19 protein-coding genes are annotated in these 23,128 nt (G+C 73.6%); 6 read left to right on the top strand and 13 right to left on the bottom strand.

Features of this window, described 5'->3' with window-relative positions; translation table 11 throughout:
• Positions 1–53: 53 nt before the first annotated feature.
• From AB0K17_RS21905 to AB0K17_RS21870, 8 genes are all read right to left on the bottom strand, one after another.
• Positions 54–947, bottom strand: coding sequence for a S1 family peptidase (locus AB0K17_RS21905; protein WP_365969702.1), 894 nt, complete (start codon positions 945–947; stop codon positions 54–56).
• Positions 948–1,286: 339 nt separating this feature from the next.
• The gene (locus tag AB0K17_RS21900; RefSeq protein WP_365983939.1) at positions 1,287–2,201 is read right to left on the bottom strand and encodes a slipin family protein; all 915 of its coding nucleotides are present in this window, start codon (positions 2,199–2,201) and stop codon (positions 1,287–1,289) included.
• A 194-nt stretch (positions 2,202–2,395) separates the two neighbouring features.
• Positions 2,396–3,310, bottom strand: a complete 915-nt coding sequence (locus AB0K17_RS21895) for a S1 family peptidase (RefSeq protein ID WP_365983938.1) — start codon at positions 3,308–3,310, stop codon at positions 2,396–2,398.
• A 265-nt stretch (positions 3,311–3,575) separates the two neighbouring features.
• Positions 3,576–4,403 (bottom strand): DUF1684 domain-containing protein, encoded by an 828-nt coding sequence (locus tag AB0K17_RS21890; RefSeq protein WP_365983937.1) that lies wholly within the window; start codon positions 4,401–4,403, stop codon positions 3,576–3,578.
• A 5-nt stretch (positions 4,404–4,408) separates the two neighbouring features.
• Complete coding sequence (locus tag AB0K17_RS21885; RefSeq protein WP_365983936.1) at positions 4,409–5,707, bottom strand: LLM class flavin-dependent oxidoreductase; 1,299 nt, start codon at positions 5,705–5,707, stop codon at positions 4,409–4,411.
• A complete protein-coding gene (locus tag AB0K17_RS21880; RefSeq protein WP_365983935.1) occupies positions 5,704–6,744 on the bottom strand; it encodes an LLM class flavin-dependent oxidoreductase in 1,041 nt (346 codons plus the stop codon). Before AB0K17_RS21880 ends, AB0K17_RS21885 begins: the two co-directional genes overlap by 4 nt.
• 43 nt (positions 6,745–6,787) lie before the next feature.
• Positions 6,788–8,743, bottom strand: a complete 1,956-nt coding sequence (locus AB0K17_RS21875; RefSeq protein WP_365983934.1) for an FAD/NAD(P)-binding protein — start codon at positions 8,741–8,743, stop codon at positions 6,788–6,790.
• A 356-nt stretch (positions 8,744–9,099) separates the two neighbouring features.
• Positions 9,100–10,323: a DUF5685 family protein gene (locus AB0K17_RS21870; RefSeq protein WP_365983933.1), complete on the bottom strand. Its 1,224-nt coding sequence runs from the start codon at positions 10,321–10,323 to the stop codon at positions 9,100–9,102.
• Positions 10,324–10,597: 274 nt separating this feature from the next.
• On the opposite strand from AB0K17_RS21870, the gene AB0K17_RS21865 reads away from it, so the two are divergent.
• On the top strand, positions 10,598–11,038 hold the full coding sequence (locus AB0K17_RS21865; RefSeq protein WP_344438067.1) for a cell division protein SepF: 441 nt from the start codon (positions 10,598–10,600) through the stop codon (positions 11,036–11,038).
• 111 nt (positions 11,039–11,149) lie between these two features.
• Here the strand turns inward: AB0K17_RS21865 and AB0K17_RS21860 are convergent, their stop codons facing one another.
• Positions 11,150–12,316 carry an acyl-CoA dehydrogenase family protein gene (locus tag AB0K17_RS21860; protein WP_365983932.1) on the bottom strand — a complete coding sequence of 389 codons (1,167 nt, stop codon included), beginning with the start codon at positions 12,314–12,316 and terminating at the stop codon, positions 11,150–11,152.
• Between the two features lie 376 nt (positions 12,317–12,692).
• Positions 12,693–14,306, bottom strand: a complete 1,614-nt coding sequence (locus AB0K17_RS21855; RefSeq protein ID WP_365968991.1) for an MFS transporter — start codon at positions 14,304–14,306, stop codon at positions 12,693–12,695.
• 232 nt (positions 14,307–14,538) lie between these two features.
• Here AB0K17_RS21855 and AB0K17_RS21850 point away from each other — a divergent pair, with 232 nt between their 5' ends.
• Positions 14,539–15,675 carry a glycosyltransferase family 39 protein gene (locus AB0K17_RS21850; protein ID WP_365983962.1) on the top strand — a complete coding sequence of 379 codons (1,137 nt, stop codon included), beginning with the start codon at positions 14,539–14,541 and terminating at the stop codon, positions 15,673–15,675.
• Between the two features lie 263 nt (positions 15,676–15,938).
• Positions 15,939–16,955, top strand: coding sequence for a phosphatase PAP2 family protein (locus AB0K17_RS21845; RefSeq protein WP_365983931.1), 1,017 nt, complete (start codon positions 15,939–15,941; stop codon positions 16,953–16,955).
• Between the two features lie 80 nt (positions 16,956–17,035).
• Here AB0K17_RS21845 and AB0K17_RS21840 read toward each other — a convergent pair whose 3' ends face one another.
• Positions 17,036–17,251 carry an I78 family peptidase inhibitor gene (locus AB0K17_RS21840; RefSeq protein ID WP_365968989.1) on the bottom strand — a complete coding sequence of 72 codons (216 nt, stop codon included), beginning with the start codon at positions 17,249–17,251 and terminating at the stop codon, positions 17,036–17,038.
• Between the two features lie 433 nt (positions 17,252–17,684).
• Between AB0K17_RS21840 and ctaD the strand changes: the two genes are divergently transcribed.
• Entirely contained in the window at positions 17,685–19,361 is a 1,677-nt protein-coding gene (gene ctaD / locus AB0K17_RS21835) for a cytochrome c oxidase subunit I (protein WP_365983930.1), read from the top strand.
• Between the two features lie 13 nt (positions 19,362–19,374).
• Here ctaD and AB0K17_RS21830 read toward each other — a convergent pair whose 3' ends face one another.
• Together AB0K17_RS21830 and AB0K17_RS21825 are read right to left on the bottom strand one after the other, a co-directional pair.
• Entirely contained in the window at positions 19,375–20,286 is a 912-nt protein-coding gene (locus tag AB0K17_RS21830; RefSeq protein WP_365983929.1) for a hypothetical protein, read from the bottom strand.
• Positions 20,283–21,533, bottom strand: a complete 1,251-nt coding sequence (locus AB0K17_RS21825) for a glycosyltransferase family 4 protein (protein ID WP_365968986.1) — start codon at positions 21,531–21,533, stop codon at positions 20,283–20,285. Before AB0K17_RS21825 ends, AB0K17_RS21830 begins: the two co-directional genes overlap by 4 nt.
• A 265-nt stretch (positions 21,534–21,798) precedes the next feature.
• Between AB0K17_RS21825 and AB0K17_RS21820 the strand changes: the two genes are divergently transcribed.
• Together AB0K17_RS21820 and AB0K17_RS21815 are read left to right on the top strand one after the other, a co-directional pair.
• On the top strand, positions 21,799–22,581 hold the full coding sequence (locus AB0K17_RS21820; protein ID WP_365968985.1) for a hypothetical protein: 783 nt from the start codon (positions 21,799–21,801) through the stop codon (positions 22,579–22,581).
• A 161-nt stretch (positions 22,582–22,742) separates the two neighbouring features.
• Positions 22,743–23,069 carry a hypothetical protein gene (locus AB0K17_RS21815; RefSeq protein ID WP_365968984.1) on the top strand — a complete coding sequence of 109 codons (327 nt, stop codon included), beginning with the start codon at positions 22,743–22,745 and terminating at the stop codon, positions 23,067–23,069.
• The last annotated feature ends 59 nt before the right edge of the window (positions 23,070–23,128 follow it).

The raw sequence follows: 23,128 nt of genomic DNA, 5'->3' as shown, positions 1-23,128 counted from the left end.
CGGACACCGTGGAGGTGTGTCCGGGGGCCGCTGTTCGTGGGGGCCGGACCGCCTCAGCCCGTACCCGTCTCCAGGGACGCCCCGTAGGCCTGCAGCGCCTGGGGCACCGGCTGGTAGTAGGTCTCCCCGCCCTGTGTGCAGTTGCCGCTGCCGCCGGAGGTCAGGCCGATCGCCTTGTCGCCGTCGAAGAGCGGGCCGCCGCTGTCGCCGGGCTCCGCGCAGACGTCGGTACGGATCAGCCCGTCGACGCGGCCCTCCTGGTAGTTGACGGTGACGTCGAGACCGGTGACCTTGCCGGTGTGCACGCCGGTCGTCGAACCGCTGCGGGAGACCGGCTCGTCGACGTGCGCCGCGGCGGCCTGCCGGATCGCCTGCGTACGGCCGCCCGAGAGCATCACCGCACCGGGATGCGCGACACCGGCGGTGTACTCGGCGAGGGAGTGGTCGTGCCCGGGGAACGTGGCGGCGACGGTCTTCGCGATCTGCGCCCCGCCACGGACCGCCGCCCAGACGTTCGCGGCCTTGCCGCAGTGGCCCGCGGTCAGCAGGTACGGCCGGCCGTCCTTGACCACGTTGAACCCGGCGGAGCAGCGGGCCGAGCCGCCCCAGATCGCCTCGCCCCCGGCGAGGTACCGGGTGAGCCGGGTGGGAATCGAGCGCACCGTGACCGCCTCGCCGAGACCCGAGGCGACCTCCTTCAACCGGGCCAGCTTCGCCCCTTTGACGGTGCTGTCGGCGGTCACGACGACGCGGTGCGTTCTCGGGTCGGTCATCCACGCGGTGCCGGGAATGGCGGCCCGTGCGTCCAGGGTGCGGCGGGCCTCCTCCAGCCGCGCCTGCCACGGCTGCGCCCCCGCGGCGGGGTGCGGGGCAAGAGTGACGGCGGCCAGCACGGCGGCCGCCGCTCCCGCCAGGACGGCCCGCACGGGCAACCGACGGATCTTCAACTCGGCACCTCCAGTGGGGGGTGGGACCCGTCGGTCGCGATCGGCCGGGCCCGGAGGACGAACGACACAGCCGCACCCCCGTTGGAGGTCGCGTCCATGCCAAGTTGGTCCGTCGAGTGTCCCGACCGGGCAAGGGAGTGCACAAGGGCGACTTCCGGTCGCGCGCATGCCCATGCGCGCGCCGCGGGCGTACGCCTGCGGCAGGCCTCGGGGCTCGCGCCCCGGCCCCGGTGTCCTCAATCGCCGGACGGGCCGACTTCGTCAGCCCGTCCGGGGGCACCTCCCAGCGGTAGCCGGGGGAGATTGAGGGGGGAACGGCCAGCTGCAGGCGCACGCCCCTCAGGTGTGTCCGATATTCGCCTCGGTCTCCTCGGACTGCGGACGCCCGGACTCGACGTGCCCGAACTCCAACGGCACCGGCTCCACCGGCACCGGCCCCCGCACCGGCGGCGCGGTGGGCTCCGCCTCCGGCCGCTGCGCGGCCTCCGGCGCCGCGCTGCCCGCCCGCTCCAGGAAGCGCAGCAGCTCCACCGGGAAGGGCAGCACCAGCGTGGAGTTCTTCTCCGCCGCAACGGCCACGATCGTCTGCAGCAGCCGCAGCTGCAGCGCGGACGGCTGGGCGGACATCGTCGCCGCGGCTTCGGCGAGCTTCTTCGACGCCAGCAGCTCCGCGTCCGCGTTGATCACGCGGGCCCGCCGCTCGCGCTCGGCCTCCGCCTGCCGCGACATGGAGCGTTTCATGGTCTCGGGCAGGGAGACGTCCTTGATCTCGACCCGGTCGATGTGGACGCCCCAGCCGACGGCGGGGCTGTCGAGCATCAGCTCCAGGCCCTGGTTGAGTTTCTCGCGGTTGGACAGCAGGTCGTCCAGGTCGCTCTTGCCGATGATCGACCGCAGCGAGGTCTGGGCCATCTGGGAGACCGCGAAGCGGTAGTCCTCGACCTGGATGACGGCCTCGGCGGGGTCGACGACCTTGAAGTAGACGACCGCGTCCACCCGGACGGTGACGTTGTCGCGGGTGATGCCCTCCTGCGCGGGCACGGGCATCGTGACGATCTGCATGTTCACTTTGCGCAGGCGGTCGGCGAACGGAACGATCAGGGTGAGGCCGGGTTGCCGGATCTGCGAGCGCAGTCGCCCGAGCCGCAGCACGACGCCGCGCTCGTACTGCTTGACCACCCGCGCCGAGGCCAGCAGGGACACCAGCCCGGCCGATCCCGCCGCCACCAACGCCACCACGAGGTCTTCGAGCATCTCGACCCCCTGCGTACATGCGTACAAGGTCCGCTGTTACGTCCACGGTATGCCCGTGCCGGGGCACGGTCGAGCCCCCGGCGCGGATGCCGGGGGCTCGGCCTGCTGCTGGCCGCAGGCGGGCGTGGGGAAGGGCGGAATGCACGCTCGCGGTCAGGTCGGAAGGGTCGGAGGGGCTGGAGGGGTCGGACGGGTCAGAAGATGCTCACCCCGTAGGCGCTGAGCGCCTTGGTGACCGGCTGGAAGAAGGTCGTGCCGCCGGAGGTGCAGTTGCCGCTGCCGCCGGAGGTCAGGCCGAGGGCGGTGGAGCCGGCGAAGAGCGCGCCGCCGCTGTCGCCCGGTTCGGCGCACACATTGGTCTGGATCAGACCGCGCACGATCTGGCCGTTGCCGTAGTTCACGGTGGCGTTGAGTCCGGTGACCTTGCCGCCGTGCACCTTGGTGGTGGAGCCGCTGCGCTGGACGCTCTGGCCGACGCTCGCGTTGCCGGCAGCGGTGATGCGCTGGGTGCGCCCGTTGTAGAGGTCGACCTCGCTGGGATGCGGGAGCGAGCCGTTGGTGTACTGCACGATGCCGTAGTCGTTGCCGGGGAAGCTGGTGCCGGTGGTGGGGCCGATGCTGGTGGTGTGACCGGCGTTGGCGTAGTAGGCCGGCTTGCCCTGGGTGCAGTGGCCGGCGGTCAGGAAGTAGTAGGTGCTGCCCTTGCGCACGTTGAAGCCCAGGGAGCAGCGCCAGGTCGGGGCGTAGATCGCGTCGCCGCCCGCGAGGAGCGGGCGGAAGGTGCCGGGGGTGCGCTCGATGCGTATGGCACCGGCTGCCCGGCCCGCCTGCTGTCTGATCCGTTCCAGGCCGGCGGCGGGGACGCCTGCGTCGGCGGTGACGACGAGGGTGTGGCTGGTGTCGTCGACGTACCAGGCGGTGCCGGGAACATCGGCGGTCTCGACGGCCGAGGTCGCTGCGGTGAGCGCCGCCGTGGTCGGGACGGCGGCGGGCTCGGCCCGGGCCTGGGTGGAGACGAGTGCGGAGGCGGCCAGGAGGCCGGCTGCGACGGCGGTGACCCGGGCGCGCCGGGCGGTGGTGCTGCGGGGGGTGGTGCGCCTGATCCTCACGTATGTCCTCCCGAGTGGGGTCGGGGGTCCGCGGTGGGCGGGCCCGTGAGGCGCGGTCGAAGGGCACGGCACATTCCGTTTTTCGCCGTGCCCCTGACAAGCGCTGTTCGGGAGTATTCGGGCGCCGCACCGCGCGGCGCAAGGGCTCCTTTCGGACGCGCCCCCGCGCACACCGAAGCGCCCCGGCCGCCTCTCCCGCCGCCGGGGTCCGCAGGACGCCGCCCCCGTCCACGGCGGGGGCGGCCCCGTCCGGCGGTTCGACGCATCAGTGTGCGAGCGGGTTCCGCTCCCCCGCCTCGACGGCGAACGGCAGCCGGTTGCCGGGCGGTGGGAGGGGGCAGATGAAGTGGTCGGCGAAGGCGCACGGCGGCAGCAGGGCGCGGTTGAGGTCGACGGTCACAGCGCCGTCGGCGTCCGGGACGCCCGGCCGCAGGAAGCGGAAGCGATAGCCGGACACCCCGCTGGTGCCGTCGGCGAAGACGCCCCACAGCGCGCCGTCGGCCTCCGCCGCCACCCGCAGCGTGAACTCCCGGCCGTGCGGTACGCCGGCGGGGGCCCCGTCCGGCGCGGCGGGGCCGATGACCAGCTCGCCGGCCAGGGCCAGGCCCCGCGCGCGCCCGTCGGCGTTCTCCACGGTGATCCGCTGGTCGCGCTCGTACGGGCGGAAGCGCCCCGGCAGCACCCAGCGCTCGTCGTAGGGGAAGACGTCGATGCCGGCGAACGCCCGGCGGCGGGCGGAGTCCGGGTCGAAGACGCGCACCGCCCACACCCCCTCGCGGTGCATGACCAGCAGCTTCCGCGTGCCGGAGGCGACCCGGGCCGCTTCCGGCGAGGGGTCGGCGGCCAGAACCACCTCGCCCGTGAACGGCGTGCCGTCCACCACCAGATCGTCCTCGCTGCCGGCCCGCAGCAGCACCCCGTCCCCCTCGGACGCCTCGGTCCACTGCCCGGGAATGGCCGGAATCCGACCGTCCGGAAGGTCGGGGAGCCAGTGCGTCCCGGTGAGGGCCATCGGCCCGTACGGCGCCGCGACCGTCCCGGTGCGCTGCTCGCACCACTCCCGCCACTGCCGGTGCGCCTCGCTCGTGCTCATGACGGTCAACCCTTCCACACCGGCACCTCCAGCCCGAGGTGGTCCCGCAGTGTCGGGCCCGTGTACTCCTCCCGGAAGACGCCACGCTCCTGCAGCAGCGGCACCACGCGGTCCACGAACTCGTCGAGTCCGCCCGGGGTGAGCTGCGGGACGAGGATGAACCCGTCGGCGGCGTCGGCCGCCACGAACCCCGCCATCGCCTCCGCCACCTGCTGCGGCGTGCCGATGAACGACTGACGGCCCGTCGCCTCGATGACGGTCTGCCGGGCGGACAGGCCCTTCGCCTCCGCCAGCGCACGCCACTTGGCGACGACGGCGAAGGGGTCGCCCAGGGCCACCCGGCCCTGGAAGAGCCGGCCCTGCGGATCGGGGTCGCAGGTGGGCAGCGGTCCGTCGGGGTCGAGGTCCGACAGGTCGCGGCCCCAGACCTGTTCCAGCGTCAGCAGCGCGGTCTGCGGGGAGACCTGCTGCTCGCGCAGGGCGTGCGCCCGCTCCTGGGCCTCGGCCGCGGTGTCGCCGAGCACGAAGGTCACCCCCGGCATGATCTTCAGCTCCTCCGGCCGCCGGCCGTACGCGGCCAGGCGTCGTTTGACGTCGGCGTAGAAGGCGCGGCCGGCCTCCAAAGTGCCGTACCGGGTGAAGACGACGTCCGCGGCGGAGGCGGCGAACTCGCGGCCCTCCTCCGAGTCGCCGGCCTGGATCACCACGGGATGCCCCTGCGGCGAACGGGGCACGTCGAACTCGCCCGAGACCGTGAAGTGCCGCCCACGATGGGCGAAGGGGCGGCCCCCGCCGCCGGGCGCCCGGGAATCCCACAGCTCGCGGGCCAGGGCGAGGAACTCGGCGGCGCGCGTATAGCGCTCGGCGTGGTCGAGGTAGCCGCCGCGCCGGAAGTTCTCGCCGGTGAAGGCGTCGGAGGTCGTCACCACGTTCCAGGCCGCCCGGCCGGCGCTGAGGTGATCCAGCGATGCCAGGCGGCGGGCGAGTTCGTAGGGCTCGTTGAAGGTGGCGCTGACCGTCGCGGCCAGGCCCAGCCGCTCGGTCACGGCGGCCAGCGCGCCGAGCACGGTGACCGACTCGGGCCGGCCGACCACGTCCAGGTCGTGCACGGCACCCTTGTGTTCGCGCAGCCGCAGCCCCTCGGCGAGGAAGAAGAAGTCGAACCGGCCCCGCTCCGCCACGCGCGCCACGTGCTCGAAGGAGGAGAAGTCGATCTGACTCCCTTTGCGGGAGCGGGGATCCTGCCAGACGGTGGTGTTGTTCACGCCCGGGAAGTGGGCGGCCAGATGCAGGTGCCGGTTCATGCGGACTCCCCCGTGCGCGCGTAACGGTTGGCGGGACGGGCCAGGCACAGGTGCTCGCGCAACGTGGCACCCGGATAGAACACCCGCAGCAGACCGCGGTGCTGCAGGACGGGCACGGTCGCGTCCACCAGCAGCGCGAGGTCGCGCTCGGGCCGCTCGGGCCTCAAGTGGAAGCCGTCGGCCACGCCGTCCGCGTACCAGGAGCCGAGCAGCGAGGCCAGCGCCACGGCGTCGGCGGACGTGTGCAGCGCCACGGGCAGCGAGGCGAGGACGACGAGGCGGCCGGCCGGCGCCCCCGGGTCCCGCCCGTGGGCGCGGGCCCGGCGCCGTAAGTCCTCGGCGGCGGCCCGCGCCCGGTCGGCGCCCCGCGTGCGGGGCAGGCGTATGTACGCCACGTCGGCGCGCCGGACCGCGGCCTCCCGGGCCTGCGGGGCGGTCGCGTCGACCACGACGACCGGGTGCCCCTGTGGCGGCCGCGGCACGATCGCCGGGCCGCGCACGCGGAAGCCGGGGCCCTCGAAGTCGACGTGGTGCAGCTTGTCGCGGTCGACGAAGCGGCCGGTGGCCGCGTCGCGGATCTCCGCGTCGTCCTCCCAGCTGTCCCACAGCCGGGCGGCGACGTCGGCGACCGCATCCGCCTCCCGCCACGCCTCGGTGGGCGAGGGCGCAGGCCGCCGCCCGAAGACACGGGCCTCGGCCTCGCAGGACGAGACCCCCACCTGCCACCCGGCCCGGCCCCGGCTGACCCAGTCGAGGGTGGCCACGGCGGACGACACGTGGAACGGCTCGGTGTGCGTGGTGGTGACGGTCGGCACGAGCCCGATCCGCTCGGTGGCGGGTGCGACGCGCGCCAGCACGGCGAGCGCATCGAGCCGGCCGCGGCCTCGGCCGGGGGCTGCGAAGGAGTCGTCGAGCGTGACGAAGTCGAACCGACCCCGCTCGGCGAGACGGGCGGCGCAGACGTACGGCTCCGCCGTGGGGGCGGTGATGTTGTCGAGGGCGACGGCGAGATGGAGGGGGCGGGTGGGCACTGACATGGGAGCTCCTCGGGGTGTACGGGGAAACCGGCGGGTGCCGGATTCAGCCCGTCCGGCGTTTGAGGACACCGGGCGAAGCCCGGTCCGGGGTCCGGGGCGCAGCCCCGGGGCGGGGGTGCGAGGAGGCGGCAGACTCCTCGGAAACGGGGAAAGGGCGGGGACGGGGAACAACTCCCCCGCCCACCAGCCGCAGCACCGCCCTCGCCGTCGCGTCGTTCTGACGGAACGCCACCGCGTTCGTCCGCGGCCGGGCGAACGCCGCACCCGTGCCGCCCGCGTCAGTGAAGGGGCCCAGCGCGTAGAGCCCCGCCCGCACCCGCCCGTCGGCGGGGTCGACGGCGAGCAGTCCGCGCCCGGTGGCCTTCGCCGCGAGCCCGCGCAGGAGCGGGTCCCGGGACCGTTCCACGGTCGGCTCCGGCAGTCGTGCCTCGACCAGTGCCCGCGCCCGCACCACGTGCCCGGGCACGCTCGCGGCGTGCGCGCGGAAGGTGCCGGCTTCCCGGTCCGTCGTGAAGACGGCGTCCGCCCCCAGGAAGCGGACGATCCCGGCGCGCGAGAGTGCCACGAGTTGCCGCAGCCGCGGCGCCGGCGGCCCGGAGGCCAGGTAGCTGAAGAAGCCGTGCCACGCGGGCCCGCCGGCGTTGCCGAGCTGTGCGTAGACGGACAGCAGGGCGAGGAAGACGGCGAAGTCGGCGCTGTGCCGCGGGTCGTCGCGGCGGGCGATGTCGGCCTCGATGTGGGTGCGCACCGCCTCCTGCAGGGCGGCGGTGCCGGGGAAGGTCCGCAGCCGGAGCGGCCGGTCGAGCGCGGCGAGGTCGAGGCGGTCGGCGGGGTCGGGCACCGACGCCGCCACCAGGGCGTCGAGTTCGGCGCTGCCGGGCGGGCTCGCGGCGTACGTCTCGGCGAAGTCGGTCCAGGCGGTGCGGGTGCGTTCGGGGTGGGCGGTGAACAGGCGGTGGTAGTGGGCGTACCCCAGGTCCTTGGCGACGAGCGGCAGCAGGTCGTGGTGGAGGTCGGGGTCCCGGGGCAGCCGGCGCAGTTGCTCGGCCTGGGCGGGGCCGAGGAAGCGGGGCGGTGTGAGCGGTTCGCCGTCCCAGGGGTAGCCGATCTTCGCCCGGTACGGCACGCCGCGCCGCGACCCGGCGTACAGGACGGGTTCGCGGCCGGAGGGATGGTAGGCGAGGCGGCCGGGGCCGTCGGGGGTGAAGCGGCCGCCGCGGCCCTCGGACAGCAGGACCATCAGGTCGGTGAAGGCGAGGCCGATGCCGCGCACGAGGACGGGTTCGCCGGGGCGCAGCGCGCGCAGGTCGCTGTCGGCGGTGAACTGCGGGGGGAGGTAGGTCAGGTCGTGGGCGGCGGCGAAGCGGGCGAGGTCCTGCTGGGCGGGGTCGGGTGCGGCGTCGAGGTGGCCGAGGCACAGGACGACGGCGTCGGCGAGCAGGGGTGCATCGGCGCCGTCCAGCCACAGGCGCTGCCGGCCGTCGGGCGCCCGGTCGAGGCGGACGGCGCGGCGGTGGTGCCGGTGGACGGTGACGCCGGGCGGCAGGGCGGCGACGGCGCGCTCGTACACCCAGGACAGGTAGGCGTTCTGCAGCCGGCGGCCGGCGAAGTCACGGGGGTGCAGGGCCCGTACGGCGGCGGCCGTGTCCGGATCGAGGCGGATCGTTTCCGCACCCGGCCCGCCGTCCCGGACCAGCGCCGCCCATTCGGCGAGCGAGGGGCCGGGCCGCACGGGTCCGGCGCAGGCAACGCTCTCGTCGGTGTACAGGGTGACGTCCTCGGCGTGGGAGTTCATCCACAGCAGCGGGGACTGCTCGCGCCGCCAGACCCGCCCGCCGCCGGGCGGGTAGGGGTCGACGAGGTGCAGGTCGAGCGGCGAACCACGCAGGAGGCCGGGTGCGTTGGCGGCGATGCGTTCGAGGAGGCCGGTGCCGCGGGGGCCCATGCCGACGAGGGCGAGGCGGGGGGCTGCGGCCGGGCGTAAGGGGTGCGCGGGCATGCGAAGGCTCCGTGGGTGCGGGACCGGACGGGTGGTCGGTCGCCTTCGCGCGGGCCGCGCCCCTCAGCACGGCCGGGTGCCGAGGCTACGGCGGGGCGCGGGTGGGCTGTCAACCGTGTCCCGCACTGTGAACGGTGCGTCTCACAGCGGCGGGACGGCGGTTGACGGCACAAGCGGATGCCTGCTCCACTTGCGCCATGCGCCCTCGGCTGCGGCTGGTCACCCGGGACCACATCGACTTCTGTCGGGTGTGGTCCGCCTCCTGTACGGGCTGACGCCGCCCCGCGCGGCGCCCCTTGCCGCCTTCGCGCCCGCGGCCCCTGGCCGCACCCCTCCCCTCGCTCTCCGCTGCACGGTCAGCAACCGTCGCAGCAACAGCCGTCGCAGCAATCGCACCCATCACAGCAGTTGCAGCAATCGCAGCAGCCGTCACAGCCGTTGCAGTCGCCTCCGTCGCAGTTGTCACAGCACTTGGCGCACCAGCCCTCGCGCGGCCGCCCCGTCCAGGGGTCCTCGTAGGGGTCCTTGCAGCACACCTGGCACGAGCAGAACATGAGCGTCCACACCGCGCAGCCGGCGATCAGCCCGCGCCTGCGGCGCGGCGGCCGCGGCGGCGCGGGCGGCGGCGGCATCACCGGCGGCGGCCCGAACGCGGCCTCGGGGGTCGCCCCCTCGTGCCGTACGGCACAGGCGCCGCCGGACGTCGTCCCGAACGCCCGGTCCACGGCACGGTCCAGCTCGTGCGCCAGCAGCAGGTGCGCGAGCCGGCCCTGGCTCCTGCTCGCGAACTCCACGTCGCGCAGCGCGAGCCGCACGCCGTGCACCGCGTCGTCGCACAACCGCCGCACGTCCTCAAGTGCGCTGCCGGTGGCGGCGATGGGGTTCCACGCCCCGGTGCGGGCGTCCTCGGACAGGTCCTCCACCGCGTCCAGCAGGTGCGCGAGCCGGCCGAAGAGCCGGCCCGCCTCCTCCAGCGGCGCCCGGTTGCCCGGCCTGCCGGCCAGTACGGCGGTGTGGCCGAACGCGGCGGCGGTGGCGGTCTCCGTGGGCTCGGTGACGGCCAGCAGCGAGGTGCCCGGTCCGGCCAGCGCCTCCAGGCCGGACTGCCGCTCCACCGCGCCCACCAGGACGGCGGTGTCGAAGCCGAGTTCCGCCCCCGTACGGGCGCCGGCCCGGTCCCAGCCGGCGGCGACGCGGCGCGCCGCCGCGGCGACGGGACGGCGCGCCAACACGCCGTCGCCGTCGGCGACATGGTCGCGCATCTTGGCCGAGGCCAGGACGAGCGAGACCGCGGCGGCCAGCCTGGCCCCCTCGCCCTGGGCGACCGGCGCCGAGCGCATGCCGCGCAGCGGGCAGGGTCCGGCCGTACGCCGCCAGGCCGCGGCGCCGCCGGGCGCGGGTGCCGCGGACTGGGCCTCGACGAGTACCGATATGACCAGACCGTCGTAGTTGGTTGCTATTCGAGCAAACTGACCGTGGTCGCCCCTGAGTGCCAGACACAACCCGCAAAGATGCGCCATCCACTCCGTCCGCATGCTCTCGGAGAGCCGGTGACGGCATGGCCTGATGATCCCGAACAAAACGTGCCCCCGTGTGTGGTGTCGATGCGCCCGGGCATCCTAGTCACCGGGGACAATCGTTCCGGGGCGGAGCCCGCTCGCCCGCACGATGCCGCATATGCCCAGGTCCAGCGCCTGCGGTCCACTCATAGGAGTTTCTGACGCACCGCCACCCGCTTTGCACCAGATGCGTCACGAAATCCCCGCATGGCCGCCATCCACTTGGCACATCATCCGCATCATGGACGACCATAGAGGAGCGGGCGGAACACACCGCGTGTGAGAGGAGGCGTCCATGGGATCGGTGCGCAAGGCGAGTGCCTGGCTTGGCCTCGTCGACGACAGCGATGACGAGGGCTACTACGGCGGCTACGAAGAGGATTCCGACGAGGGGCCCGGCGACTCCTGGGTGACCAACCCCAAGGTCCGGGTGGCCGACGAGGTGGCCCAGGAGCAGGGCACCCGCATCGCCACGGTCACCCCCGACGGATTCCGGGACGCCCGGGGCATCGGCGAGCTGTTCCGGGCCGGCGTACCGGTCATCGTCAACCTCACGAGCATGGAGCCCAGCGACGCCAAGCGGGTGGTGGACTTCGCCGCCGGATTGACCTTCGGCCTGCGCGGCTCGATCGAACGCGTGGCCAACCGGGTGTTCCTCCTCACCCCGGCCGACTACCAGGTCGTCAGCGGCGAGCCCGTGGGCCGCTCGAACGGCGGCTTCTTCAACCAGAGCTGAGGCGGGGGTGGAAAAGGCCGGGGGTCCGGGGGTGGCCCCCCGGGAAAGCACAGCGGCCACAGCCGAGGCGGCGGTGGAGCGGCACGGCGGAACCGACGACGGGCGAGGGTCTCACCGGAAGGCGTCCAGGCCGGTGAGCGCCTTGCCCAGCACCAGCTGGTGCATCTCCACGGTGCCCTCGTAGGTCAGCACCGACTCCAGGTTCGTCGCATGGCGCATGACGGGGTATTCGAGCGAGATCCCGTTGGCGCCGAGGATCGTCCGGGCGGTACGGCAGATCTCGATCGCCTCCCGCACGTTGTTGAGCTTGCCGAAGCTCACCTGCTCCGGCCGCAGCCGCCCCGCGTCCATCCGCCGTCCCAGGTGGTGGGCCAGCAGGATCCCCTTGTGCAGTTCCACCGCCATGTCGGCCAGCTTGGCCTGCGTCAGCTGGAAGCCGCCGATGGGCCGGCCGAACTGCTCGCGCGTGCGCGCGTACTCCAGCGCCGTCTCGAAACAGGTGCGCGCGGCGCCCATGGCGCCCCACACGATCCCGTACCGGGCGTGGTTCAGGCAGCCCAGCGGGGCGCGCAGGCCGGTGGCCTCCGGCAGCACCGCATCGGCCGGCAGCCGCACCTCGTCCAGCACCAGCTCGCTGGTGACGGAGGCACGCAGCGACCACTTGTGCCGGATCTCCGGCGCCGAGAGGCCGGGGGTGCCGGCGGGGACGAGGAAGCCGCGGACGCCCTCGTCCGTACGCGCCCAGACGACGGCCACGCCGGCCACCGAGCCGTTGGTGATCCACATCTTGCGGCCCGTCAGCACCCAGTCGCCGCCGGGGTCGCGCTTGGCGTACGTCCGCATGCCGCCCGGGTCCGAGCCGTGGTCCGGCTCGGTGAGCCCGAAGCAGCCGATCACCTCGCCGGTGGCCATGGCCGGCAGCCACTGCTGCTTGTGCTCCTCCGAGCCGAAGCGGTGGATCGCATACATCGCCAGGGAGCCCTGGACCGACAGCAGGGAGCGGATGCCGGAGTCGGCGGCCTCCACCTCCAGGCAGGCCAGGCCGTACTGCACCGCGCTCGCCCCCGCACAGCCGTAGCCGGTGAGCTGCATGCCGAGGGCGCCGAGGGCGCCGAGCTCACGGGCCAGTTCGCGGGCGGGGACCTCACCGCGCTCGTACCACTCGGCGACATGCGGCAGCACGCGCTCGCGGGCCCACTGCCGTACCGCGTCGCGGATGGCGCGGTCCTCGTCGCCGAGCAGGTCGTCGATCCCGAGGGGGTCGTGGGCGTCGAACACGAGGGCCTCCGGCGGATGCGGGCGTGATCTTCGGGTGCGCCGACGACGTTACGGCGCAGTAACCCACCCCGTCCAGTGGCCGAGGACGCCTGCGGCGGGCTGATCCCCCACCCCGCCCTTTCACCGTTTCCCGGGGCTCCGCTCCCGGACCCCCGGTCCGGGGGTGCTAGGCCGTGTCCGGCGGATCGTCGTCGCGGGCCACCACGGCGCCCCGTAGGGGCGCGGGGAACTGCGCGATCAGCCCGCGACGGCCCGCAGCCGACACGCCACCCCGGGGCCCGGACAATCTGCGGGCACGTCGTGGCTTGTCACGCAGTTCCCCGCGCCCCTGACGGGGCGCCGTGGTGGCGCGTGACGAAGATCCGCCGGACAGGCGCTAGCCCTCGCGGGCTGCCGGGACGGCCGCGGTAGCGGTGCCGCAGTCCATCGCCCGCGGCAGCCGCAGCGCCGCCAGCGCGCCGAGCAGCAGCAACCCCGCACTGACCGCCAGCGTCACATGCAGCCCGAAGACGAACGCATCGCGCGCCGCCGCGCGCAACGCGGGCCCCGCCGGTCCGCCCAGGCGGTCCGCGACGTCGTACGCCTCGCCGAGCGAGTGCCGTGCCGCCAGTCCGGCCGCCGACGGCACTCCCGGCACGGTGACGACGCCCGGCGCGTAGGCGGCGTTCATGACGCTGCCGAGCAGGGCGATGCCGATGCCGGCTCCGAGCTGGTAGGACGTCTCGCCGATGGCCGCCGCGCCGCCGGCGGATTCCGCGGGTGCCTCGCTGAGCATCGACTCGTACGCACCGAACAGCGTCGTCTCCAGCCCGAAGCCGAGGACGACGAAGGCGGCGACGAGGGTGAGGGGCCGGTCGGTGCGGCCCATGGCGGTCAGCGAGAGCACGGCCATGGCCGTGAGCACGAAGCCGGCGCAGACCATGGTGCGCGGTCCGAAGCGCTGCAGGACGCGGGAGCCGGCGAGGCCGGCGGCCATGGCGGCGAGGGTCAGGGGCAGCAGGCGCAGCCCGGTCTGCAGGGGTGTCAGGCCGAGGACGAGCTGCAGGTACTGGGCGGCGATGAGTTCGAGGCCGACGAGGGCCAGCATGGCGAGGACGATGCAGCCGACCGACGTGCCGAACGCGGGCCGGGCGAACATCGTGAGATCGACCAGGGGGTGGGTGCGCCGCCGCTGCCGCCGGACGAAGAGGACGAGGAGGGCGGCGCCGACGCCGGCCGGGACGACGGTGTCGAGCGAGAGGGCCTCGGGGCCGCCCACGTGCTTGACGCCGTAGACGACGCCGAAGAGGCCGAAGGCGGCCATGAGGGCGCCGAGGACGTCCCAGGGTCCGTCGCGTTCGCCGGTGGACTCCGGCAGGAGCCAGCGGCCGACGGGCAGGCTGACGATCATCAGCGGGACGTTGATGAGGAAGACCGAGCCCCACCAGAAGTGTTCGAGCAGGAAGCCGCCGAGCAGCGGTCCGACCGCGGCGCCGACGGCGGCGACGGCGCTCCACACGCCGATGGCCAGGGCGCGCTCGCGCCGGTCGGGGAAGATCTGGCGGAGGATCGACAGCGTCGCCGGCATGATCATGGCTCCGCCGGCGCCGAGGAGGGCGCGGGCGGCGATGAGCACTTCGGGCGCGGTGGCGAGGGCGGCGAGTGCGGAGGCGATGCCGAAGAGGGCGTAGCCGAGGAGCAGCACGCGCCGGCGTCCGACCCGGTCGCCGAGGGTGCCGAAGAGGATCAGCAGCGAGGCGCACACGAGCGGGTAGACGTCGACGATCCACAGCAGCTGGATCGCGCCGGGCCGCAGGTCCTCGGTGACGGCCGGCACCGCGACGTGCAGGACGGTGGCGTCGACGGCGACCAGGAGCAGGCTGACGCAGAGGACGACGAGCACGGTCCAGCGGCCGGCGAGGGCGCCGCCGTGTTCGTCCGCGCGGCGGGAGCGCCGCTGCCGGGGAACGCCGACCGGCCGTCGGGGGCCGGCGGTGGTCGTCCCGGACATCCACACACCTCCGTGTCCTGCGCTCGCGGCCGCCGTGGGCCTGGGGTCGGGAAGAGCCCCGGCGGATGAGAGGGGCGAGTGAGTCGACAGAGTACGCGAGGTCCTGCCGGATCCCACGTGGCGCCTCTCACGTCGTGGGGCACATCGCGCCGCCTGGGACAATCGATCGGTGAGTGATCTGCGTTTCCCGGTCGGACCGGCGGCCGGGCCGGCCGGGCCGGCTGTCCCTTCCCTGTCGCGCTCCGGCGCCGCGGCCGCCCTGCGCCGGGCGGCCGCGGCGCTGTGGCTGTACGCGGGGATCCGGGCGGTGGGCCTGGTGGCGCTGGCGCTGTGGGGGCTCGCGGACGACAAGGGTGCCCGCCATCTGCTCTCCGGGCGCTGGGACTCGATCTGGTACGCCCGAATAGCGGAGCAGGGATACGGCTTCACGCTGCAGCTGGCGGGCGGCAAGGTCCACTCCGACCTGGCGTTCTTCCCGCTGCTGCCGTGGTTGGAGCGGTTGGTCGCGCACCTTTCGCCGCTGTCGGTCGCGGACGCGGGCCTGGTGGTCTCGGCCGTGGCCGGTCTGCTGGCCGCCTGGGGGATCTTCGCGGTCGGCGAGCTGCGGTACGGGCGCCGGGCGGGCCTGGCGCTGGTGGGCCTGTGGGCCGCGCTGCCGGTGGGCGTGGTGCAGTCGATGGCGTACTCGGAGTCGCTGTTCACGGCGCTGGCGGCGTGGAGCCTGTACTGCGTGCTGACCGGCCGGTGGGCGGGTGCGGGCGCCTTGGCGGCGCTGGCCGGGCTGACCCGGCCGGTGGGCGCCGCGGTGGTCGCGGCCGTGTGGCTGGGGGCGGCGCTGGAGCTGGTGCGGGCCCGCCGCGGGGAGCGTCGTACGCCTGCGGCCCGCGTCCTGGCCGGGGCGGCCCTGGCCCCGTTGGGCTGGCTGGGATACGTCGCCTGGGTGGGGGCGCGCACCGGCAGCGTCACCGGCTACCTGGAGGTGCAGGGCGGTTGGGGCAACGGCTTCGACGGCGGCCTGGCCTTCGCCTCCTTCATCGGGAAGCGGCTGGCGGGGCCCGCCTTCCCCGCGGGGCTGGCGCTGCTGGCGGGGGTCGTGCTGGTGGTGCTGTTGTATCTGAAGGGGGTGCGGCAGGGGCAGCCGCTGCCGCTGCTGGCGTACACCGGCACGGTGGTGCTGCTGGCGCTCACCGCGAAGGGCTACTTCGGTTCCAAGCCACGCCTGATGCTGCCCGCCTTTCCGCTGCTGCTGCCACTGGCGGTGGCGCTGGCCCGGCTACGGACGGTGCGCGCGGTGGCGGTGGTGTCGGCCGTGACGCTGGTGTCGGCCGTCTACGGAGCGTTCTGGCTGCACGGTTCCGGCCCGCCATGATCGTAATTCGACGGGCGGCGCGGAGCGGTTCGGCAAACGTCGGGGAACCCCTCGGCCAATCACCGATAAACACCCCGCCAGGGAAAGCAATTCAAGATTTCCCGGCCTTTGCCGGGCACCGTCCGGCGTTTCTTTAACTTTTTCTTATGCGGCTGTTCCAAACATGCCGGGCCGCACGATTGAGACGCATTCCACATCACATCGTCATCACAAAGCGGCTCGATCGGCCGGACCCTCCTGTCACGCAATGTAACGTCCATTGAGTGCGTACCAACGACGAGCTCGTCCCAGCGGAGGAGCGCCCTACCGACGCCGTGCGGCCACGGATGACCCGGACCCGTCTGGGGATCTTCGTGGCGACCTCCGTGGTGTACGCGGCGATCGTGGTCGGTGTGCTCACCACGTCCTGGCCGGTGCGGTTCGACTGGCAGGTCATGCTCTTCCGGCCGTACAAGCAGTGGCCGGAGATCCACACCTTCCTGGACTACTTCGTGGTCCTGGGCCAGCGCGGACCGACCGCCGTGGCCGTGGCCGCCTGGCTGGGCTGGCGCACCTACAAGCTGCGCACGATGCGCCCGCTGCTGGTGCTGGGCACCTCGCTGCTGCTGCTGAACGCGACGGTGGGCGCGGCGAAGCTGGGCATGGGCCGGCTCGGCCCGCACTACGCCACCGCGGTCGGCTCGAACGAGATGTTCGCCGGCGGCGACATATTCCCCTCGGGCCACACCGCGAACGCCGTGGTCACCTGGGGTGTCCTGGCCTACCTGGCCACCACTCCCCGCGCGCGCCGCATCGCCTCGGTGAGCGCCGCGCTGCTCGCCCTCGGCGTGGGGATGACGACGGTCTACCTCGGTACGCACTGGATGAGCGACGTCACCCTGGGCTGGACGGCCGGCCTGCTGGTGCTGCTGGCCCTGCCCTGGTTCGAGCCGGCGATGGCGCGTGCGGACGTCTGGCTGCAGGAGGCCTGGCGCCGGCTGCGGTCCCGCCGCGTCGTGCCCGCGCTGCCGGTGGCACTGCCGGCGGCCGCCGGCGTGTCGCTGGGCGGTCCGCGCAACCCGGCCGACGACCTGCCGGTCCGCGAACCGGTGGGCGCCGGCAGCCGCACCGCGTCCCGGGGCGTCGACGGCCGGCCGCACCTGCTGCCCCGGCCGCACACGGCCCGCTCCGAGCGCACGCCGGTCACCCCGACCGGCAGCCGCCGGCCGCCGCACGCCGACCGCCTGCCGCGCACCGCGCCGCTGGGCCCGGCCGCCGGCCGGGGCCGCGCCGGCACCTGACGGCTCACCGGGCCGCACTCGTACGCACATACGCCGAAGGCGGCCCCGGACAGACGTTCCGGGGCCGCCTTCCGGCGTCCTCAGCCCTTCCAGGAGCGCAGGACGACGCCGTCCTCGACCTCGAAGTTCAGCCGGCCGGCCCGGTACTCCATGGTGATGATCGCGCCCGGTGGCAGCGTGCGCACGTCCGTCCAGCCGCGCTCGCGGGCCCGCTCGGCGGCCGGGCCGGCGGGCAGCCCGGTGTAGCCCTCGGGGTCGTCGTCGGGGTCCTTCGGAAGATTCGTCAGCGGTGCCATGACAGCCACCGTAGGTGGCGGCGGACGGGCGCGGTAGGCGGGGTCCGGCCCCGCCGGGCGCGCCACTGGTCACACTTCTGTCACAGACAACCCAGGGGAGTTTGCCCGGCCCGCATCACCCGTACGGGCCTTCCCTTTTCCTTCCCAGAGCCTCCACATAAACCCGCCGGGGAATTCACCGGGCCCTTCCGGAAGGGCGGTTGCCGACCGTCGGCGGGGCCCGCCCGAATTCCCGTTCCGGGGCCCGCTGCGGGTAATGATCGAATCGAATTCTGGGCTCCGGTCCGCCGAGGGCTCCACGACATTCGGAATTTGACGTTCCGACAGCCGTGCGGGGCGTCCCGCCATCGAGGCACTCTCGCGCCGCGCCCGCGACGCGAGCATCATGGCGGGTGCCGAGAGCCCAGTGGGAACGAGACAGCAGGGGGCACGGATGGGGACCGACACCGCGCAGGCCGCGGCCGGCCCGGCCCGGCCGGCCAGGCAGCGCACTCCCGGACGCATGGTGGTCGACTGGCTGACCACCACCGACCACAAGAAGATCGGCAATCTCTACCTGATCACGTCGTTCGGCTTCTTCCTCGTCGCGGGGCTGCTGGCGATGCTGATGCGCGCCGAGCTGGCCCGGCCGGGGCTGCAGCTGGTGACCAACGAGCAGTTCAACGAGGCCTTCACCGCGCACGGCACGATCATGCTGCTGCTGTTCGCCACCCCGGCCTTCGCGGGCTTCGCCAACGCGATCATGCCGCTGCAGATCGGCTCCCCGGACGTGGCCTTCCCCCGCCTGAACATGTTCGCCTACTGGCTCTACCTCTTCGGCGGGCTGATCGTGGTGGCCAGCCTGCTGATGCCCGAGGGCGGCGCCGCGTTCGGCTGGACCGCGTACGCGCCGCTGAGCAGCGACGCCCGCTCGCCGGGGCTGGGCAGCGACATGTGGATCATGGGCCTGGCGCTGTCCGGCTTCGGCACGATCCTCGGCGCGGTGAACTTCCTGACCACCATCATCGGCATGCGGGCGCCGGGCATGACGATGTTCCGGATGCCGATCTTCACCTGGAACGTGCTGTTCACCTCGGTGCTGATCCTGGTGGCCTTCCCCGTGCTGGCCGCGGCCCTGCTCGTGCTGGAGGCCGACCGGCGCTTCGGCGCGCAGGTCTTCGAGGCCCAGAACGGCGGGGCCCTGCTGTGGCAGCACCTCTTCTGGTTCTTCGGCCATCCCGAGGTCTACATCATCGCCCTGCCGTTCTTCGGCATCATCTCGGAGATCATCCCCGTCTTCAGCCGCAAACCGATCTTCGGCTACGGGTCGCTGATCGCGGCGACCATCTGCATCACGGGGCTGTCGCTGGTCGTCTGGGCCCACCACATGTTCGCCACCGGGGCGGTGCTGCTGCCCTTCTTCTCCTTCATGTCCTTCCTCATCGCCGTGCCGACAGGGGTGAAGTTCTTCAACTGGATCGGCACCATGTGGCACGGCTCCGTGTCCTTCGAGGGACCGATGCTGTGGGCCGTGGGCTTCCTCGTCAGCTTCCTCTTCGGCGGGCTGACGGGCGTGATCCTCGCCTCGCCTCCCCTGGACTTCCACGTCACCGACACCTACTTCGTCGTCGCCCACTTCCACTACGTGGTCTTCGGCACGGTGGTCTTCGCGACGTTCGCGGGCTTCTACTTCTGGTGGCCCAAGCTGACGGGGAAGATGCTCGACGACCGGCTGGCGAAGATGCACTTCTGGACGCTCTTCACGGGCTTCCACCTCACCTTCCTCGTGCAGCACTGGCTGGGCGCCGAGGGCATGCCGCGCCGCTACGCGGACTACCTGGCGGCCGACGGCTTCACGGCGCTGAACACCATCTCCTCCATCGGCGCCTTCCTGCTGGGGCTCTCGACGCTGCCGTTTTTGTACAACGTCTGGAAGACGGCGAAGTACGGCAGGAAGGTGGAGATCGACGACCCCTGGGGCTTCGGCCGTTCCCTGGAGTGGGCCACGTCCTGCCCACCGCCGCGGCACAACTTCGTGACCCTGCCGCGCATCCGGTCGGAGTCCCCGGCGTTCGACCTCCACCACCCCGAGACGGTACGCGCCACGGAGGCGCCGGCGCCGACGCCGTGAGGAGGGCGGCTGCTCACCCCACCGGGGGGCGTTCCTCCACCTTCACCGAAAGGTCGTTGTCACACGTGTAGTACGGGCTCGCCTGGGCAGGGGCACCAGTGGTGGAGAGGCTCCGCGCCGGATAGACGAAAACGTGGCGCTTGTCGGCGACGTCGTCCAGCAGCCGGGCTATGCGTACCTCCTCGCCCCCCTCCTGACACAGCCACAGATCCCACACCTCCGTCCCGCCCCGCCAGTGCTCCCCCAGGGCCGCCCACGGCAGCACCGCCGAGAAGTCCGCGCGATCCTGGGCCTCGCCCACGGTGACGGGGGCCCCGACGCGGACGGCGGGGTCGCGTCGCAGGCGGGCCTCGACGGCCGCGCCGGCGAGCCAGGCCGCCGCGTCCTCCACCCGGTACAACGTGCCGCACACCGTCAGCGCGCCCTCCCCCACGTGCACGTCGCCCGCCTCGGCATGCGGCCCCCGCAGCCAGCTGCGCAGCGAGAGGTTGCCGTGCTTGGTGGCGTACGGGATGCGCACCGCGAGCGGGGAGGTGCTGGGGCCGGGGCGGCGGTCGACGAGGGAGCGCAGGTCGGCAAGGCCCGGCAGCAGCCGGCGCGGTGGCTCCTCGCCGCTGGCCACGTGCACGTCCCAGCGGCCCTCGGGCAGGGCGACCGTGCTGGGCAGGACGGCCCGCAGCCGGCCGTCACCGGTGGGGGCGAGCGGCAGCAGGACGTCCGCCGACTCGTCCTCGGCGCCGCGTGGGCGCAGGACGAGCGCTCCCGACCAGTGTTCCGCGGCGTCGGTGCCGTGCGGCGCGTCGAGGTCGAAGGTCAGTCCGCCCGCGGAGTCCGCGATGCAGTCGGCGCTGGGGTTCCCCGCGTCGAAGGCCGGGGCAGGGGCAGACACGATGGTGAACTCCTCGGTCGTGGAGGTCGGTTTCATGCGGCACGCGCCTTCCGCAGGGCGGAGCGGCCCCGGTCCTTGGCCCGGAAGGCACCGCTGAGCAGGGCACCGCGGGTGCGGTGCAGGGAGCCGCGCAGGCCGCCGCGCGTGAGCAGGCCGGTGAAGAGGGCCTCGTAGCGCTCGGCGATGCGGCAGGGGTCGAAGCGGGCGGAGGCGGCGAGCGCCGCGGCGCCCATGGTGCGGCGCAGTTCGTCGTCGTCGATGAGCCGCAGCAGTCCGGCCGCGACGGCGTCGGGGCCGCCGACGGGCACGAGCAGGCCGTCGGTCCCGTCGTCGATGATCTCGCCGGGGCCGTGCGGGCAGTCGGTGGCCACGACCGGCAGCCCGCAGCGCATGGCCTCGACGATGGTCAGGCCGAAGGACTCCAGGCTGGAGGTGACGACGCCGATGGAGCCCTTGACCCACTCGGTCTCCAGCGGGGTGACCGCGCCCATGAGGTAGACGTGGTTGTACAGGCCGAGGTCCTCGATCAGGGCGCGCAGCCGGGCGCGTTCGGCGCCGGCGCCGTAGATGCGCAGCCGCCAGTCGGGGCGCCGGGCGACGACCTGGGCGAAGGCGCGGATCAGGACGTCGTAGCGCTTGGCGGGGGCGAGCCGGCCGGCGGCGACGACCCACTTGCCGCTGCCGTCGGCGGGGGCGAGCGCGGGGGCGGGCACGCCGTTGGGCACGGCCTCGACATGCACGCCGGGCAGCCGCATCAGCCGGCGGTAGGTGCGGGCGTCGGCCTCGGTGACGGTGGTGACGGCGTCCAGGCGCGGGTAGTGGGCGCGCAGGACGCGCTTGAGCGCCGCGGAGTGGGTGCCGAGCGTGAGGTGCTCCTGGCCGACGCGGACGGGCCCGCGGCGGGCCTGCCGGGCGATGTGCACGTTGAGGCCGGGCCGGGTGCCGACCACCACGTCGCAGTCCAGGTCCCGCAGGTGCTCGGCGATGCGCCGGTCGGTCAGCGTGCTGTACTGCCGGTAGCGGCCCTCGGCGCGGGGGAAGACCTCGGCGGGGCGCCCGTGTTCGGGGTGGTCGCCCTCGTAGGCGGGCCCGCCGCGGCGCAGGTCCACCAGGTGGCGCAGCCGTACCGCGGCGGCGGGGGCGAACAGGGGCTGCTCGCGGTGGCGGAAGACGGAGACGATCTCCACGTCGTGCTGCTCGGCGAGGACGCCCGCCAGCGTGTACGTGGTGCGGACCGTGCCGCCGATCGCGTACGCGTTGTGAATCAGGAAGGAGATGCGCATTCGTCCTCACGCAGCCGTGTGCGCGGACCGTCCCGTCCCGGTCCGCCTCTGCTGAGAGGTTAGACCGCGGGCCGCCGCCCGGGGTTGGCATTGATCGCCAAGTCGTGCCCCAAGCGATGACGAATCGGTAGGTGCAACGGGAACTTTTCCGGGGCGTGACCCAGGCCATGGATCTCCCGTTGTCTCCTTACGAGCCGGGATGCGCCCGGTTCGCCTGACGCGTTCGTTACATCGGATTTTCGATACCCAAGTTCGAGGAGCACCTGTGCCGCGCATGCTCGAAGTCAGCGACGAGGTACGCGCCGAGATCGGCGACGAGGAAGCGGAGCGACTGCTCGGCGGCAACAATGCCCCGGACGTCTACGACTGCACCTCCTGCCGCACCCCCGGCAATTCGGAGCACATGCCCACCAGCACCGTGCTCTTCGTGGGCGAGGAGACGGCGGTGCTGGCCTTCGCGCACGCCAGTTGCATCCCCTCGCAGGTGGTGCCCGTCTCCGAGGAGCAGTTGCAGGGCGCGGTCGCCTCCATCCAGGCCGGCAACGGCCCCGGCGGCGTCGAGGCCGATGCGCCCCTGCAGGCCGAACTCGGCGTGACCAGCGGCCTGGTGCTGATCGGCGGCGAGGTGCACCCGGCCCTGGTCGTCGAGCCCCTGACCCCCATCGCCCGCCCCGGCACCACCGGGCCCGTCGACGTCTTCCTGGACCTGCTCACCGAGCAGGGATTCCGGACCGTCACCGACGTCGAGCAGGTGCCGGCGCCGCTGCCGGGCTGGTCGGTGCTGCTGGCCATGGGCCGGCTGCACGCGGTGCTGCAGCCGCCGGCGGCCGGGTCCGCGCCGCAGGCGTGGTGGCAGGCGCACCAGGCGATGCAGGTGGCCGACGAGTGGCGGGCCGCGGTCAACAAGACCGGCCGGGTGGTGGTCTTCGCCGCCCCCGTGGGCTCGATCGGCGCGCAGCCGCGGGAGGACCTGCTGCGCGAGGCCCTGGACCGGGCGGCGGCGGCCGGGCGCCTGGTGGGTGCGACGATGCCGCTCGCGGGCACATGAGCGGCGACCACCGGCCCGTGCCGTACGTGCCGTACCCCGCCGGTATGGTCCCGGCCGCCCATTCGCGTCCCGGACCGCATCCGTCGGCCCTCGGGGTCGTTGGCAGGGATGTGTACTCATACGAACCAGCCCGGTCCTCGTACCCGCACCCCATCCCCGGCATGCGGCCACCCCGCGACGCCTACGGGGAGAGCCACACGGCATCGGTGACCCCGATCTACGACGCCCTCTGCGCCGAGTACCGCCGTTCGTTCCGGGCCCTGCCCGGGGACCGTTCGGGCGAGGAGGAGCTGGCGTTCAAGGCCTTCGGCCCGCACCGGGGCGGGTACGGCCCCGCCGGCCAGCTCACCGGCCCGGCCCCGTACCACGGACCGTCCGGCTACAACCCGGCCTGGGACTCGTACCACCACGGCCGGCCGCGGGCGGCCCTGCCGGCGCTGCCGCCGGGCGGCGGCCAGCGCGACGGCCGCCCCGGCGGCGGCTACTAGCGCCCCGGGCGCACAACGGCCCCGGACCCGCGGGCGGGGTCCAGGGCCGTCGGGAGATC

It is taken from the genome of Streptomyces sp. NPDC049585 (genome assembly GCF_040675615.1).
Classification (GTDB): domain Bacteria; phylum Actinomycetota; class Actinomycetes; order Streptomycetales; family Streptomycetaceae; genus Streptomyces; species Streptomyces luteosporeus.
Note: the sequence above shows the minus strand (reverse complement) of the source record. Positions and strands in the feature narration are given on the sequence as shown.